Source organism: Micromonospora sp. NPDC127501, from assembly GCF_040302185.1.
Lineage (GTDB): Bacteria > Actinomycetota > Actinomycetes > Mycobacteriales > Micromonosporaceae > Micromonospora.
Window position 1 is genome coordinate 283,576 of record NZ_JBEORJ010000010.1, and the last position, 13,520, is coordinate 297,095.

At 71.6% G+C, this 13,520-nt stretch carries 13 protein-coding genes; 10 read left to right on the top strand and 3 right to left on the bottom strand.

The window, feature by feature from the left end:
* Positions 1 to 2 precede the first annotated feature (2 nt).
* The 4 genes from ABTW72_RS23395 (at position 3) to ABTW72_RS23410 (ending at position 4,311) form a co-directional block, all read left to right on the top strand.
* Positions 3 to 1,283, top strand: a complete 1,281-nt coding sequence (locus ABTW72_RS23395; protein ID WP_091394568.1) for an ABC transporter permease — start codon at positions 3 to 5, stop codon at positions 1,281 to 1,283.
* Positions 1,284 to 1,388: 105 nt separating this feature from the next.
* Positions 1,389 to 2,093, top strand: coding sequence for a cytidine deaminase (locus ABTW72_RS23400; RefSeq protein WP_350861810.1), 705 nt, complete (start codon positions 1,389 to 1,391; stop codon positions 2,091 to 2,093).
* Between the two features lie 146 nt (positions 2,094 to 2,239).
* On the top strand, positions 2,240 to 3,520 hold the full coding sequence (locus tag ABTW72_RS23405; RefSeq protein ID WP_350861812.1) for a thymidine phosphorylase: 1,281 nt from the start codon (positions 2,240 to 2,242) through the stop codon (positions 3,518 to 3,520).
* A gap of 110 nt (positions 3,521 to 3,630) precedes the next feature.
* Complete coding sequence (locus ABTW72_RS23410) at positions 3,631 to 4,311, top strand: DUF4272 domain-containing protein (protein WP_112677367.1); 681 nt, start codon at positions 3,631 to 3,633, stop codon at positions 4,309 to 4,311.
* Positions 4,312 to 4,313: 2 nt separating this feature from the next.
* Here ABTW72_RS23410 and ABTW72_RS23415 read toward each other — a convergent pair whose 3' ends face one another.
* Together ABTW72_RS23415 and ABTW72_RS23420 are read right to left on the bottom strand one after the other, a co-directional pair.
* Entirely contained in the window at positions 4,314 to 5,192 is an 879-nt protein-coding gene (locus tag ABTW72_RS23415; protein ID WP_350861814.1) for a putative RNA methyltransferase, read from the bottom strand.
* Between the two features lies 1 nt (position 5,193).
* Positions 5,194 to 5,691: a MarR family winged helix-turn-helix transcriptional regulator gene (locus tag ABTW72_RS23420; RefSeq protein WP_350861816.1), complete on the bottom strand. Its 498-nt coding sequence runs from the start codon at positions 5,689 to 5,691 to the stop codon at positions 5,194 to 5,196.
* A 57-nt stretch (positions 5,692 to 5,748) separates the two neighbouring features.
* On the opposite strand from ABTW72_RS23420, the gene ABTW72_RS23425 reads away from it, so the two are divergent.
* Positions 5,749 to 6,216, top strand: coding sequence for a PPOX class F420-dependent oxidoreductase (locus tag ABTW72_RS23425; RefSeq protein WP_350861818.1), 468 nt, complete (start codon positions 5,749 to 5,751; stop codon positions 6,214 to 6,216).
* Positions 6,217 to 6,268: 52 nt separating this feature from the next.
* Entirely contained in the window at positions 6,269 to 7,342 is a 1,074-nt protein-coding gene (locus ABTW72_RS23430; protein WP_350861820.1) for an adenosine deaminase, read from the top strand.
* Between the two features lie 2 nt (positions 7,343 to 7,344).
* Here ABTW72_RS23430 and ABTW72_RS23435 read toward each other — a convergent pair whose 3' ends face one another.
* A complete protein-coding gene (locus ABTW72_RS23435) occupies positions 7,345 to 7,638 on the bottom strand; it encodes a hypothetical protein (RefSeq protein ID WP_238661964.1) in 294 nt (97 codons plus the stop codon).
* Positions 7,639 to 8,140: 502 nt separating this feature from the next.
* Here ABTW72_RS23435 and ABTW72_RS23440 point away from each other — a divergent pair.
* The 4 genes from ABTW72_RS23440 to ABTW72_RS23455 all read left to right on the top strand — a co-directional run bounded on the left by ABTW72_RS23440 (position 8,141) and on the right by ABTW72_RS23455 (position 13,257).
* Entirely contained in the window at positions 8,141 to 11,785 is a 3,645-nt protein-coding gene (locus ABTW72_RS23440) for a nitrate- and nitrite sensing domain-containing protein (RefSeq protein WP_350861823.1), read from the top strand.
* Complete coding sequence (locus ABTW72_RS23445) at positions 11,782 to 12,186, top strand: roadblock/LC7 domain-containing protein (RefSeq protein WP_030329023.1); 405 nt, start codon at positions 11,782 to 11,784, stop codon at positions 12,184 to 12,186. The genes ABTW72_RS23440 and ABTW72_RS23445 overlap by 4 nt, the downstream gene beginning before the upstream one ends.
* A gap of 98 nt (positions 12,187 to 12,284) precedes the next feature.
* Positions 12,285 to 12,662, top strand: a complete 378-nt coding sequence (locus ABTW72_RS23450) for a DUF742 domain-containing protein (protein ID WP_091397239.1) — start codon at positions 12,285 to 12,287, stop codon at positions 12,660 to 12,662.
* Between the two features lies 1 nt (position 12,663).
* Positions 12,664 to 13,257 (top strand): GTP-binding protein, encoded by a 594-nt coding sequence (locus ABTW72_RS23455; RefSeq protein WP_350861825.1) that lies wholly within the window; start codon positions 12,664 to 12,666, stop codon positions 13,255 to 13,257.
* Positions 13,258 to 13,520 lie beyond the last annotated feature (263 nt).

The following is a 13,520-nucleotide window of genomic DNA, read 5'->3' on the forward strand; positions in this document are numbered from 1 at the left end:
TCATGTCCACCATGGCTGTCCCCGACATCGCGGTCGCCCCGGTCGACGAGGGCTTCTGGACCCGCAGCCGGAAGGTCGGTCTCACGCTGCTGGCGCTCGGCCTGCTGTCCGCGGTGCTCTTCGGCGCGCTCGCCACCGACCAGCAGGCCCGGTTCACGCTCAGCGACGACGCGGCCGGCGCCGCGTTGGAGATCAACGGCACGATCGGGGCGATCCTGTTCGGGATCATCACGATCGCCGCCGGCGCGGCGCTGCTCGCCGGGGTGCCGAAGCGGTGGTTCCTTCCCGTGCTCGGCGTCGGGCTGGTCGCCTTCGTGCTGTCGTTCCTCTGCTGGCAGGTCTCCGCCGCGCCGACCGGGCAGAACTTCATGCCGCTGGTCAACGTCATCCGGGGCACGTTCATCCTGGCCCTGCCGCTGATCTTCGGCGCGCTCGCCGGGGTGCTCTGTGAGCGGTCCGGCGTGGTCAACGTCGCCATCGAGGGCCAGTTGCTGATGGGTGCGTTCAGCGGGGCCCTGTTCGGCAGCATCTCCGGCAGCGTGTGGGTGGGCCTGGTCGCCGCCGCCATCGGCGGCGCGTTCATCTCGCTGCTGCTGGCGGTCTTCGCCATCCGCTACCTGGTCGACCAGGTCGTCATGGGCATCGTGCTGAATCTGCTGGCCGTCGGCGTCACCGGCTTCCTCTACGAGCGGCTGATGCAGACCGACGCCGCAAAGTACAACAGCGCGCCCCGCTTCAGCAACTGGGAGATCCCGCTGCTGAAGGACATCCCGGTACTCGGGCCGGCGTTGTTCCGCGGCAACATCTTCCTCTACCTCGGGCTGCTCCTGGTCCTGGTGATCCACATCGGGCTGTTCCGCACCCGGTGGGGGCTGCGGACCCGCTCGGTCGGCGAGCACCCGATCGCCGCGGACACGCTCGGCGTCAAGGTGCTGCGGGTCCGCTACCGCAACGTGCTGCTGGCCGGCGTCGTCGCCGGCATCGGCGGGGCGTCCTACACGCTGGCGCTCTACTCGTTCACCAAGAACATGATCGGCGGTAAGGGCTTCATCGCCCTGGCCGCGCTGATCTTCGGCCGGTGGAACCCGACCGGCGCGCTGCTCGCCGCGCTCTTCTTCGGCTTCGCCGACCAGCTCGCCACCTACCTGGGGGCGATCAACAGCGTCATCCCCAGCCAGTTCCTGGCCATGCTGCCGTACCTGGCGACCATCCTGGCGGTCGCCGGGCTGGTCGGCCGGGTCCGGGCACCGGCCGCCGACGGCAAGCCGTACATCAAGGGCTGACCAACATGCGTGGGCCGGCGGGGCCGCGCGGGTCGGCGGGGCTGCGCTGGCTGGTCGTGGGACCCTGACGGCTTCTGACCTGGGCTACTTCGGAAGAATGATGGCATGACGGACATTGACTGGGCGCAGTTGCGCGCCGCCGCCACCGACGCGATGCGGCACGCGTACGCGCCGTACTCGACGTTCCCGGTCGGCGCGGCCGCGCTGGTCGACGACGGCCGTGTGGTGGTCGGCTGCAACGTGGAGAACGCCGCGTACGGGGTGACGCTCTGCGCCGAGTGCGGAGTCGTGTCCAGCCTGCACGCCACCGGTGGCGGCCGGCTCGTCGCGCTCTCCTGCGTCGACGCGACCGGCGAGCCGTTGATGCCGTGTGGGCGCTGCCGGCAGCTGCTCTGGGAGCACGGCGGGCCGGAGTGCCTGATCGAGAGCAAGACCCGGCCACTGCGGATGGCCGAGCTGCTGCCGCACGCCTTCGGCGTGGAGGACCTGGAAGCCGTCACCGGGGAGACACCGGTGCCGGTGGTCCCGGAACGGCTCGCCGCCTGGCGCGGGCGCGGCACCGTCTTCGTGCACCCGGACATGTCCGCTGGTCAGCAGGTCTGGACGGCGTACTGGGAGCGGTCGGCCGGAGACGACGCCGGCGCCGAGACCGGGGTGCTGGAAGAGGCGCCGAGCTGGGACGACCCGGCCGAGGCGATCACCTGGGGCCTGGCCCGAACGCCCCGGGTGGTCGTGGTGGACGCCACCGGCACGATCTTCTGGGCCGGTGAGGGTGAGCCGCCGGCGGAGATTCCGGTGCGCTGGTCTTGATTGTGGTTGCGGTTCGGGGCCGGGGCCGACCGTGCCCGGCTCCGGGCGGTCAGGCTTGATCCCTCCGCCGGGCACGGTCGGCCCCGGCCCCGCCGTGGTCAGCGGCCGTGGATCGGGATCTGCAATTCGACTAGGAAGATCATTTGATGAGTGGGTTTGCTGCTGTTGACGTTATTCGCGTGAAGCGGGACGGGGGTGTGCTGTCGGACGCCCAGATCGACTGGGTGGTCGACGCGTACACCCGGGGGGTCGTCGCCGACGAGCAGATGTCCGCGCTGGCCATGGCGATCCTGCTCAACGGCATGACCGGGCCGGAGATCGCCCGGTGGACCGCCGCGATGATCGCCAGTGGTGAGCGGTTGGACCTGTCGGCGGTGCGCCGGCCGACGGTCGACAAGCACTCCACCGGCGGCGTCGGCGACAAGATCACTCTGCCGCTCACCCCGCTGGTGGCGGCGTGTGGCGCGGCCGTGCCGCAGCTGAGCGGCCGGGGTCTCGGGCACACCGGCGGCACGCTGGACAAGTTGGAGTCCATCCCGGGCTGGCGGGCCGCGGTGAGCAACGACGAGTTCATCGCCCAGCTCGACGAGGTCGGTGCGGTGATCTGCGCGGCCGGTGCCGGGCTCGCCCCCGCCGACCGCAAGCTGTACGCGTTGCGCGACGTGACCGGCACCGTGGAGGCGATCCCGCTGATCGCCAGCTCAATCATGAGCAAAAAGATCGCCGAGGGGACCGGGGCGCTGGTCCTCGACGTCAAGGTCGGCTCGGGCGCCTTCATGAAGTCCGTCGACCAGGCCCGCGAGTTGGCGCGCACCATGGTCGAGCTGGGCGGTGCGCACGGGGTGCGGACGGTTGCCCTGCTCACCGACATGTCCACACCGCTCGGCCTGGCGATCGGCAACGCGGTCGAGGTGACCGAGTCGGTCGAGGTGCTGGCCGGTGGTGGACCGGCCGACGTGGTGGAGCTGACCCTCGCACTGGCCCGGGAGATGCTCGACGCCGCCGGTCTGCCGGACGCCGATCCGGCTGCGGCGCTGCGCGACGGCCGGGCCATGGACTCCTGGCGGGCGATGATCCGGGCGCAGGGCGGCGACCCGGACGCGCCGATGCTTTCGGCTGCCGAGGTGGAGGTGGTCCGCGCCGAGCGGGACGGGTACGTCGCGGCCGTCGACGCGTACGCCATGGGGGTTGCGGCGTGGCGGCTCGGCGCGGGTCGGGCGCGCAAGGAGGACCCGGTCAGCGTGCCGGCCGGTGTGGTGTTGCACAAGCGGCCGGGTGATGAGGTGCGGGCCGGTGACCCGCTCTACGAGCTGCGTGCCGACGACGCGACGCGGATTCCGGCAGCGCTGACCGAGGCCGCCAACGCGGTGCGGATCGCGCCGACGGCCCCGGCGGCGACGTCGTTGGTCATCGAACGCGTCGGCTGATCGATTCGGCGTCGCCCTGGCGTGGTGCCGGTCACCTGGGAGCGCTATTGTCGCAGGCCAAGGGGGGACAACCGGCCTTGCGCCGGCGCGAGCAGACAGGAAGATCCGCCGTGACCGTTGCTGCCCCCGATCCACGTGAGGTGCGCGAGGCGAGCCTGGACGAGCTGTCCCGGCTCGGCCTGCCGTTGCCGCCGGCCCAGTTTCCCCTCGTCTGGGAGCCGGGTGACCAGATCGACCTGCGCCCGACCGTGGAGATCGAGGCGCGGATCGCGGTGCTGCACCTGATCCTGGCCCGCTGTTTCGGGATGCCCCCACAGGCGGCGATGAGCTGGCTGCTCGGCTCGCACCTGGTCGACATGGTCACCCCACCGGAGTGGCAGTTCGTGATGGGCGGCAAGGGTGACCACCGGTCGTTCGTGCTGCACCACGACGCGCTCTTCGCGCTGGCCTGGGTGCTGGGGCTGAGCAAGCAGCTCGACCCGACGCTGGCCGTCGACGAGCGGCTGGTCGAGCGGCTGCCGCACATCGCCGAGGGGGAGACTTTCCCGCACTGGCGCTCCCGGATCCTCACGGCGCCGCAGCACCCGGCCGACGCGGCCGCGCTGCTCGACCTGCACTACTGCCTGGACTGGGCGTACCTGGAGACCGAGCGCGGCGGGCGGCGGGCACCGGGCCTGGTCGACGCGAACGCGATCGGGCAGCGGCGGTGGGCGCTGGAGTGGGCGGTGATCCTGCGCGGGCCGTACCACGACGAGCCGCCCGGCTGGGAAGAGGTCGACCTCTCCACCTGAGGTCAGCGAGGTCGCAGGACGTCGAGCCGGACCGCCACGGTGACCCGGACCGGTTCGGGCAACGCGGCCAGCCGGGTGGCGAGCGCCGCCGGGTCGGTGTGCCAGGCGCTGGGGCCCATCCCGATCAGGGTGGCGACCTCCGGCCGGGTCAACGTCAGCTCGGCCCGGTGCACGGCCGAGCTGACCGACGTGAAGTGCCCGCCCAGGCTGGCAGCCACCCGGTCGGCCTTGTCCGGGTCCACCCGCAGCAGATCGAGGGCGTCCACCAGCTCGGCGAGGTGATCGGTGTCGGGCGTGACCACCAGCAACGTGCCGGCCGGGTCGAGCACCCGGTGGAACTCCGGGCCGTTGCGCGGGGCGAACACGTTCAGCAGCACGGCGGTCGAGGCGTCGGCGAGCGGCAGTCGCTGCCAGGTGTCGGCGAGCGCGGCGGCGGCCCGGGGATGCGCGCGGGCCGCGCGGCGCAGCGCCGGCTTGGACACGTCCAGGGCCAGGCCCACGGCGTCCGGCAGCGCCGCGAGCACCGCGCCGAGGTACCGGCCGGTGCCGGCGCCGGCATCCACCACCAGGGGGTACGCACCGAAGTCGGGTGTCGGCGACGCGCGGAGCCGACCGGCGGCTTCCGTCGCGGCGGCGGAGAGAGCGGCCGAGATGAGGTCGTAGTGCCCGGCGGCGAGGAAGTCCGCGCGGGCGGCGACCATCTCGGCGCTGTCGCCGACGTGCGGGGCGCGCCCGGCGAGGAGGTTGACGTACCCCTGCCGAGCGATGTCGAAGCTGTGCCGGCGCGGGCAGCGCAGCACACCGGTGGTGCCGGCGGTCGCCTCGACCAGCGGCTCGCCGCAGACCGGGCAGCGCAGCCGGTCGAGGATGCGGGGGTCCACGTCAGGCCTCCGCTGCGGGCTGCGGCCGGGTGGCCCGCAGGCCCGGGTCGGCGAGGTGGTCGACCACCCGGTGGGTGAGCGCGCCGAGGGCGTCGACCTCCGCGGGGGTGAGCAGGTCGATCAGGTGCCGGCGGACGGCGGCCACGTGACCGGGGGCGGCGGACTCGATGGCCTGCCGGCCCGCCGGGGTGAGCACGACGATCGAGCCGCGGGCATCGTCGGCGCACTCCTCGCGGGTCACCAGGCCACGCTGCTGCATCCGGCTCAGATGGTGGGAGAGCCGGCTACGTGACCACAGCATCCGGTGCGCCAGCTCGCTGAGGCGCAGGCGCCCCCGGGGTGTCTCGGAGAGGTCGGACAGCACGTCGTAGTCCGGCTCGGAGAGGCCGGCGTCCTGGGTCAGCTCCCGGGCCAGCTCCAGGTCGAGCAGTCGACGCATCCGGCGGTAGCCGCGCCAGGCGCGGTCCTCCCGTTCGTCCAGCCACCGGGGTCCGTCCATCCGTGGAGTCTAACGCTTTCGTTGACATGTCATCGATCTGCCTCTAGATTCGATGACATGTCAACCAAATCCCGCCCGCAGGGCGCGCCGACCGCCGACGCCGGTGTCGGCGTGAGCGACCGACTGTGGGAGCTGTTCGGTCGGCGGGGGCGGGGAGTGCTGGTCACCCTGCGCCGGGACGGGCGGCCCCAGCTGTCCAACCTCGACTACCTGGCCGAACCGGGGCTGATCCGCTGCTCCACCACCGGGGGGCGGGCGAAGGTGCGCAACCTGCGCCGCGATCCCCGGGCCAGCTTCCACGTGACCACGCCGGACGGCGGCGCGTACGCGGTCGCGGAGGGGACCGTGACGCTCAGCGAGCCGGCAGCCGCCACCACCGACGAGACGGTCGACGAGTTGGTCGAGGTCTACCGCCGGATTCGCGGCGACCACCCGGACTGGGCGGACTACCGCGCCGCCATGGTCGCCGACGGACGACTCGTGATCCGCCTCGAGGTGCACCGGGTGTACGGCTGGCGGCCGTGACGCCCGGCCGGTCCCGTACCGATCCGCCCAGGCCGCTGACTAGGGTCTGAGCATGGTCGCAACTATCCGGTACGAGGACATCGTCAAGGTCCCGAAGGCGCTGCTGCACGACCACCTCGACGGCGGGCTGAGGCCGGCGACGATCGTCGACCTGGCCGCCGAGGTGGGCCACGAACTGCCCACCACCGACCCGGAGGCGCTCGGGCGCTGGTTCGCGGAAGCGGCGGACTCCGGTTCCCTGGAGCGCTACCTCGAGACGTTCGCGCACACCGTGGCGGTCATGCAGACCGCGCCCGCGCTGCGTCGGGTGGCCCGCGAGTGCGCCCTGGACCTGGCCGCCGACGGCGTGGTCTACGCCGAGGTGCGTTTCGCCCCGGAGCAGCACCTGGAACGGGACCTCAGCCTGGACGAGGTGGTCGAGGCGGTGCTGGCCGGGTTCGCCGAGGGCACCGCCCAGGCGGTCGAGGCGGGTCTGACCATCCGGGTGGGCACCCTGCTCACCGCGATGCGGCACGCCGCCCGTTCGCAGGAGATCGCCGAGCTGGCCGTGCGGCACCGGGATGCCGGGGTGGTCGGCTTCGACATCGCCGGCGCCGAGGCGGGCTTTCCGCCCACCCGGCACCTCGACGCCTTCGAGTACCTCCAGCGGGAGAACTTCCACTTCACCATCCACGCCGGCGAGGCGTTCGGTCTGCCGTCGATCTGGCAGGCGATCCAGTGGTGCGGGGCGGACCGGCTCGGCCACGGGGTGCGGATCGTCGACGACATCGCCCCCGACGGCTCGCTCGGCCGGCTGGCCGCGTACGTCCGGGACAAGCGGATCCCCCTGGAGCTGTGCCCCTCGTCGAACGTGCAGACCGGTGCGGTGGGCTCGATCGCGGACCACCCGATCGGCCTGCTGCGGGACCTGCGTTTCCGGGCGACGGTCAACACCGACAACCGGCTGATGAGCGGCACCTCCATGTCGCGGGAGATGTCGCTGCTGGTGGAGACGTTCGGCTACGGCTGGAAAGAGTTGCAGTGGTTCACCATCAACGCGATGAAGAGCGCCTTCATCCCGTTCGACGAGCGGCTGCGGATCATCGATGACGTGATCAAGCCGGCGTACGCGAAGTTGCTGGCCTGAGCTCAGCCATGTGGGTGGCCGGCGAGCAGCCCGGCCACCCGGTGCAGCACCTCCCGGGCCCGGGCCGCCTCCGCGCCGAGGCCCATCTGCCGGCGCAGCACCGCGGGCTCGGCCCGCAGCAGCGCCACCCCGCGCCGAATCAGCACCCGAGGCGCCTTGCGCTGCTCGGACAGGTCGCGGGCGAGTCGGCGAAGGAAGGTGGCCCCGCGCGGGCGGCGCAGCGCGTACGCCCCGGCGAGCAGGCCGCGGCGGCGGCACTCCTCGACGATCTCGGCGGCGAAGATCCCTTCGGCCACGAAAAGTGGCGATCCGGCGACATCAAATGGCCGGGTGGCCACCCGTCGATCGGCGCCGATCGCATAAACCGGCACATCGGCTCGGCCCTCGCGGGCAAGTTGGGCAATGATTTCCACCGCACTGGGGGCGTCCCAGGAGTGCGGCGATTCCCAATCCACCTGGCCGTTTCGTCTCGGCAACGTAGGGTCATCGCCGTCTTTGTAGAAGTCGTCCAAGCACAGCACCGGCAAGCCGGTTTGCTGCGCTATGTACGACTTTCCGGACCCCGATGGGCCGGCCAGTAGGACAACACGGTGCGGATGTTCCATTACCTTCAGTTACTCCGGCCAGACAGACTGCTATCAAATCGCATCAACATCTCATCACACCTTCGGTCGGGGACAACCTGGGCTTTCTTCTTGTCGACCGGCGTGATGGAATCTCGGGGGTCCGACCCGCCGGGTCGGTCGCTGGGCGTTGCCCGGGGCAACGCGTTCAAGCTGTAATCGCGAGGGCGGTGACGTGAGCAAACGGCCAAAGACGGCGGGCTCCTTCCTGTCGCGGCTGCGCCGGCCGGCCAGCCGGCTCCGGGACATGCCGATCTGGTCCAAGCTCGGTCTCATCATGATCGTGCCGACCATCGCCACGGTCGTGGTGGGCACCAGTGGTCTTATCGACCACGTGGAGACGCTCAACAATGCCAACCGAGCTGGCGACCTGGCGAATCTGTCGAGCTATTCAGGTGACCTGGTCGACAGCCTGCAGGACGAGCGGACCGCCGCCGTGCTGCTGCTGGGCGCGGACGGGACGCAGCCGACGGCGCAGTACCAGGAGGCCTACAACCGGGTGAACTCCCGGGTGGATCAGGATGCGATCCCCTACCGGCAGCAGCGGACCGAGATCGAGGACCTGCCGGGCAGCCTGGAGAGCCTCCTCGACAGCATCGACCAGAACCTGCAGGACCTGTCGGGCGTCCGCAGCCAGGTGTTCAACGGAAAGCTCGCGCTCACCGAGACCGTGCAGGCGTACGAGGGTCTGATCAGTGACCTGCTCGCCATCCGCGACTCGTCCACGCAGCTCGCCGGTGACAACCAACTCAGCGACCGGATGCGCGCCGCCGCGGCGGTCGCCCGGGAGAAGGAGTTCCTCGCCGTACGCCGGGTCGTGGTGCACCGCGCGCTGGGCGTGAAGGGCGGACAGCGCCTGACCCCGGCACTGCGCCGGGACTACGTCGCCAGTGACACCGGCCAGCAGCAGGCCCTGCAGAGCTTCAAGGCCGTCGCCACCCCGGACGACGCGAAGTTCCACGACCAGACCGTCGCGGGCGGCGACCGCCGGCAGGCACAGAACTACACCGGCTGGATCGACGGCAACACCACCGGCAACATGCGCGGTGCGCCGTTCGGCCCGGACCAGTGGGAAGCGGCCATGACGGCCAACGCCAAGCTGATCCGCACCGTCGAGCGCAAGCTCGACAGTGAAGTGGTCAACCAGGCCGACACCCTCCGCTCGGACGTGCAGCGCCAGGTCTTCCTGGAGACCGGCCTGCTGCTCAGCATGCTGCTGCTGGCGATCCTCTTCGCCTACCTGGTGGCCCGCTCGATGGCCCGCTCACTCCGTGAGCTGCGGCAGGGCGCGCTCTCCGTGGCCCAGTACGGCCTGCCACAGGCGGTGGCCCGTCTGCGCGACCCGCAGGTCGTCGGGCAGCTCTCCCCGGTGCAGCTGGCCAACCAGATCGCCGAACCGCTGCCGGTGCGCAGCAAGGACGAGTTCGGCCAGGTGACCGAGGCGTTCAACGCCGTCCACCTGGAGGCCGTCCGTACGGCCGCCGAGCAGGCGGCACTGCGTGCCTCCGTCGCGACCATGTTCGTCAACCTGGCCCGTCGTTCCCAGATCCTGGTCGACCGCCTCATCGGGCACCTCGACCGGCTGGAGCGCGGCGAAGAGGACCCGGACCGGCTGGCCGAGCTGTTCCAGCTCGACCACCTGGCCACCCGGATGCGCCGTAACGACGAGAACCTGCTGGTGCTCGCCGGTGCCGACTCCACCCGCGTGCAGCGTGAGCCGGCCGCACTCATCGACGTGCTGCGCGCCGCGCAGTCCGAGGTCGAGCACTACACCCGGATCGAGTTCGGTGTCATCGACCGCGACATCGAGGTCGCCGCGCACGCGGTCAACGACCTGGTGCACCTCGTCGCGGAGCTGTTCGACAACGCCACCGCGTTCTCGCCGCCCGACTCGCAGGTCATGGTCGAGGCCCGTCGTGTCGGCGACCGCTCCTCGCTGTACGTCGAGGACCGCGGTATCGGCATCAGCGCCGAGCAGTTGCACGACCTCAACGAGCGGCTCGCGACGCCGCCGCAGGTCGACGTGGCCGTGTCCCGGATGATGGGCCTCGTCGTGGTCGCCCGGCTGGCGTCCCGGCACGGTGTCCGTGTCGAGCTGCGCCCCGGCAACGATCGCGGCACGGTCGCCGACGTGACCCTGCCCACCTCGGTGCTGGTGCCCCGGGCGCTCTCCGGTCGGGTGCAGCAGCCTCCGGCGCTGCCGGCGGCCGGTGCTCCGCAGTTCGGTGCTCCGCAGTTCGGTGGTCCGCAGTCCGGTGGGCCCGCGCCGGTGTTCGGCGCGCTGCCCGCGCTGGGCAACGGCCCTCGCCCGAGCGAGTCCGGCAACCAGGTCACCCTGGGCGGTCGCCCGTTCGACCCCGCGACGCGCAACGGTGCCGGCACCCCCGCCAACGGTGGCGCGTACCGGTCGATGCCGGCCTGGTCCGACCTGACCGGCGCGGCCGGGACGAACGGCGTCAACGGCGGCGACGGGTTCACCCCCCGGTCGGCCAACGGCCAGGGCACCGACCCGCTGCCGCAGCGCCGGGCCGGGGACGAATCCCCGACCACCGGCCAGCAGCCGTCCATTCCGCGTCAGCTGCCGAGCAGCCCCGAGGCGCACCCGTACTCGGCGCCGCCGGTTTCCGCGCAGCCCTACTCCGGTGCGCCGGTCTCCGCCTCGCCGGCTTCCGGCCAGCCGTACTCCGGGCAGCCCTACTCGGGTGCGCCGTACGGCGGCGCGCCGGTGTCCGCCGCTCCGGCCTCCGGGCAGCCGTACGCCGGTCCGCCGGTGTCCGCGTCGCCGGTCTCGGCCTCGCCGGCGTCCGGTCAGCCGTACTCGAACCAGCCGTACTCGGCACCGCCGGCCTCCAGCCAGTCGTTCAGCGGCTTCGCGCCCCGATCCGCCCCGCCCGCGCAGGCCTCCAACGCCCCGGCGCCGCCGGTGCCCGGTAGCGAGCGGGACACTGCCACCCCGCCGGTGCCCGAGCGGCTCGCCGCCGCGCTGGATATGACGACGGAGCTGCCGCGGGTGCCGCGACCCGGCGAGCAGCCGGCAGCGGCCCAGCCTCCGGCTCCTGCGCCGACCCCGGCCGCAGCGCCGGCTCCGGCTCCGGCTCCGCAGACTCGGCCAGCGCCGCAGACTCGGCCGGCGCCGCAGCAGCCGCAGGCGCAGAACCGTCAGCGGTACGCGGATGAGACGATGGAGCTGCCGATCTTCCGGGAGCTCGAGTCAGCCTGGTTCCGTACCCGTCGTCCGGGCTCTGAGGAGACCGCGGCCGGCGCACAGCCAGCGACGAACGGCGACTCCGCGACCCAGCAGTTCGCCACGGTCGAGGCCACCGGTCGGGCAGTCCACAAGACACCACCCGGGACGACAGGTAACACACCGATGGCAGACACTCCGACGGCCGGAGGAGCGCCGCGGGACAACGGCTCCACAGCGAACGAGGGCACCCGCCCCAGCCTCGCCGAGAGCCTGCCGAACCGCCGGCCCCAACCGCAGAGCAACGGCTGGCAGACCGCCGCCGACGACGGCTGGCGTGCTGCCTCCGCGGCGGCCGGCGCGGTGCCGGTGAGCGAGACCACCACGACCGGTCTGCCGAAGCGCAAGCCGATGGCGCAGCTGGTACCCGGTGCGGTAGAGAAGCCCACCACCTCGGTCCAGCGGCGCTCCCCGGAGGCGGTCCGTGGCCTGCTCTCCGCCTACCACCGGGGCGTGCAGCGAGGGCGTAGCACCTCGGACAACCCGACCAGCCCGGAGGCGACTCCGGGAGGGCAATCCTCGCAGTCTGGCTCAGGCCCGGTGGCCGGGAGCGGGCAGAAGGAGCAAGAAGGATGACAACTACGCAGGATCTTGGTTGGCTGCTGGCCAACTTCGCCGACCGGGTGCCCGGCGTCGCGCATGCGGTCGCCGTATCGGCGGACGGCCTACTCCTCGCGTCGTCACGGGATCTGCCGCGCGACCGGGCAGACCAGCTCGCCGCGATCTCATCGGGTCTGGTCAGCCTGACCCAGGGGGCAGCACGCTGCTTCGAGGGAGGCGCGGTGTTGCAGACCGTCGTGGAGATGGACAATGGCTTCCTGTTCCTGATGTCCATCTCGGACGGCTCCTCCTTCGCCGTGCTGGCAGCCCGCAGCTCCGACGTGGGCCAGGTTGGCTACGAGATGGCGCTGCTGGTCGACCGGGTGGGCGACGCACTGACCCCGCAGCCGCGTGCGGCTGCGGGCATGCTGGGCTGACGTCTCGCCGATCGTGAGGTCGGCACGACTGCAACAACGACAACGACGGGTTTCACCGGTGGGAGCCGGTAACGGGTGCGAAGGAGGTGAGCGGCGAGATGGCCGATCGTGACGAACCAACCGGAGCGTTGGTCCGTCCATACGCCGTGACCCGTGGTCGCACCCGTCCCCGGCTCGACATCGCGCTGGAGGCGCTCGTCGAGACGACGGTGCGCGGCCGCGCCCTTGCCAATGGCAATGGCGGCCAGGGCCGCGAACACCAGTACATCGCCGCGCTGTGTGACGGACGCGTGCAGTCGCTCGCGGAGATCGCGGCGCGGATGCAGCTCCCGCTCGGTGTGGCCCGGGTGCTCATCGCCGACATGGCGACGGACGGCCTGGTCGCGGTCCACGAGCCGACCATTTTGGACGACTCCGACGACGCGGTGGGCACTGAACTGCTGGAGAGGGTGCTGAGTGGACTTCGCAGGCTCTGACATGTCGCACCGCCCGCCGAACCCGAGCGGCCGCGTGACGTCGGCGAAGATCGTTATCGCCGGTGGATTCGGCGTCGGTAAGACGACGCTGGTCGGCTCGGTCTCGGAGATCACGCCGCTGACCACCGAGGCCATCATGACCTCCGCTGGCGTGGGCGTCGACGACACCCGGCAGGTGCCGGGCAAGACGACGACCACGGTGGCCATGGACTTCGGCCGGATCTCGATCGACCGTGACCTGATTCTGTACCTGTTCGGTACGCCGGGTCAGACCCATTTCTGGTTCATGTGGGACGAACTGGTGCGGGGTGCGATCGGTGCGGTCGTGCTGGTGGACACCCGCCGGCTGGCCGACTGCTTCGCGGCGATCGACTTCTTCGAGCACCGACGCCTGCCGTACCTGGTGGCGATCAACTGCTTCGACGGGATGCAGTACCACGACCCGCAGGACGTCCGGGACGCCTTGGCGATCTCGAGCGACGTGCCGGTGGTGGCCTGCGACGCCCGTAACCGGGAGTCGACGAAGCACGTGCTGATCTCGCTGGTCGAGTACGTGCTGACCATGCGCCGTACGCGCGCCGTCGCCCCGGCCTGATCCGGGACGCTGCACGCCCCGGTGGTGGCTCCGGCCGCCACCGGGCGCTGCCAGCCGCCCCGGTGAGTGCCTCCGCGCCGGCTCGTCGCTCAGACGAGCCAGCGCGCCGCCGAGCCGCCTCCTGACGACCTGGAAGCTGTCAGCCCCCTCCCGGGGGCACAGCTGCTGCGGCTGGCCCACCGATGCCCGATCGCCGTTCCTGTTCACCGCCACCGGCACCGACGTGGACGGCCTGGTCTACGGCAACCTCGGCTCGGGCGGCC

Bases quoted from the DNA above. Each gene is read 5' to 3' on its own strand.
- ABTW72_RS23395 (WP_091394568.1), top strand. From the start codon at position 3: ATGTCCACCATGGCTGTCCCCGACATCGCGGTCGCCCCGGTCGACGAG.
- ABTW72_RS23400 (WP_350861810.1), top strand. From the start codon at position 1,389: ATGACGGACATTGACTGGGCGCAGTTGCGCGCCGCCGCCACCGACGCG.
- ABTW72_RS23405 (WP_350861812.1), top strand. From the start codon at position 2,240: ATGAGTGGGTTTGCTGCTGTTGACGTTATTCGCGTGAAGCGGGACGGG.
- ABTW72_RS23420 (WP_350861816.1), bottom strand. From the start codon at position 5,691: ATGGACGGACCCCGGTGGCTGGACGAACGGGAGGACCGCGCCTGGCGC.
- ABTW72_RS23425 (WP_350861818.1), top strand. From the start codon at position 5,749: ATGTCAACCAAATCCCGCCCGCAGGGCGCGCCGACCGCCGACGCCGGT.
- ABTW72_RS23430 (WP_350861820.1), top strand. From the start codon at position 6,269: ATGGTCGCAACTATCCGGTACGAGGACATCGTCAAGGTCCCGAAGGCG.
- ABTW72_RS23445 (WP_030329023.1), top strand. From the start codon at position 11,782: ATGACAACTACGCAGGATCTTGGTTGGCTGCTGGCCAACTTCGCCGAC.
- ABTW72_RS23450 (WP_091397239.1), top strand. From the start codon at position 12,285: ATGGCCGATCGTGACGAACCAACCGGAGCGTTGGTCCGTCCATACGCC.
- ABTW72_RS23455 (WP_350861825.1), top strand. From the start codon at position 12,664: ATGTCGCACCGCCCGCCGAACCCGAGCGGCCGCGTGACGTCGGCGAAG.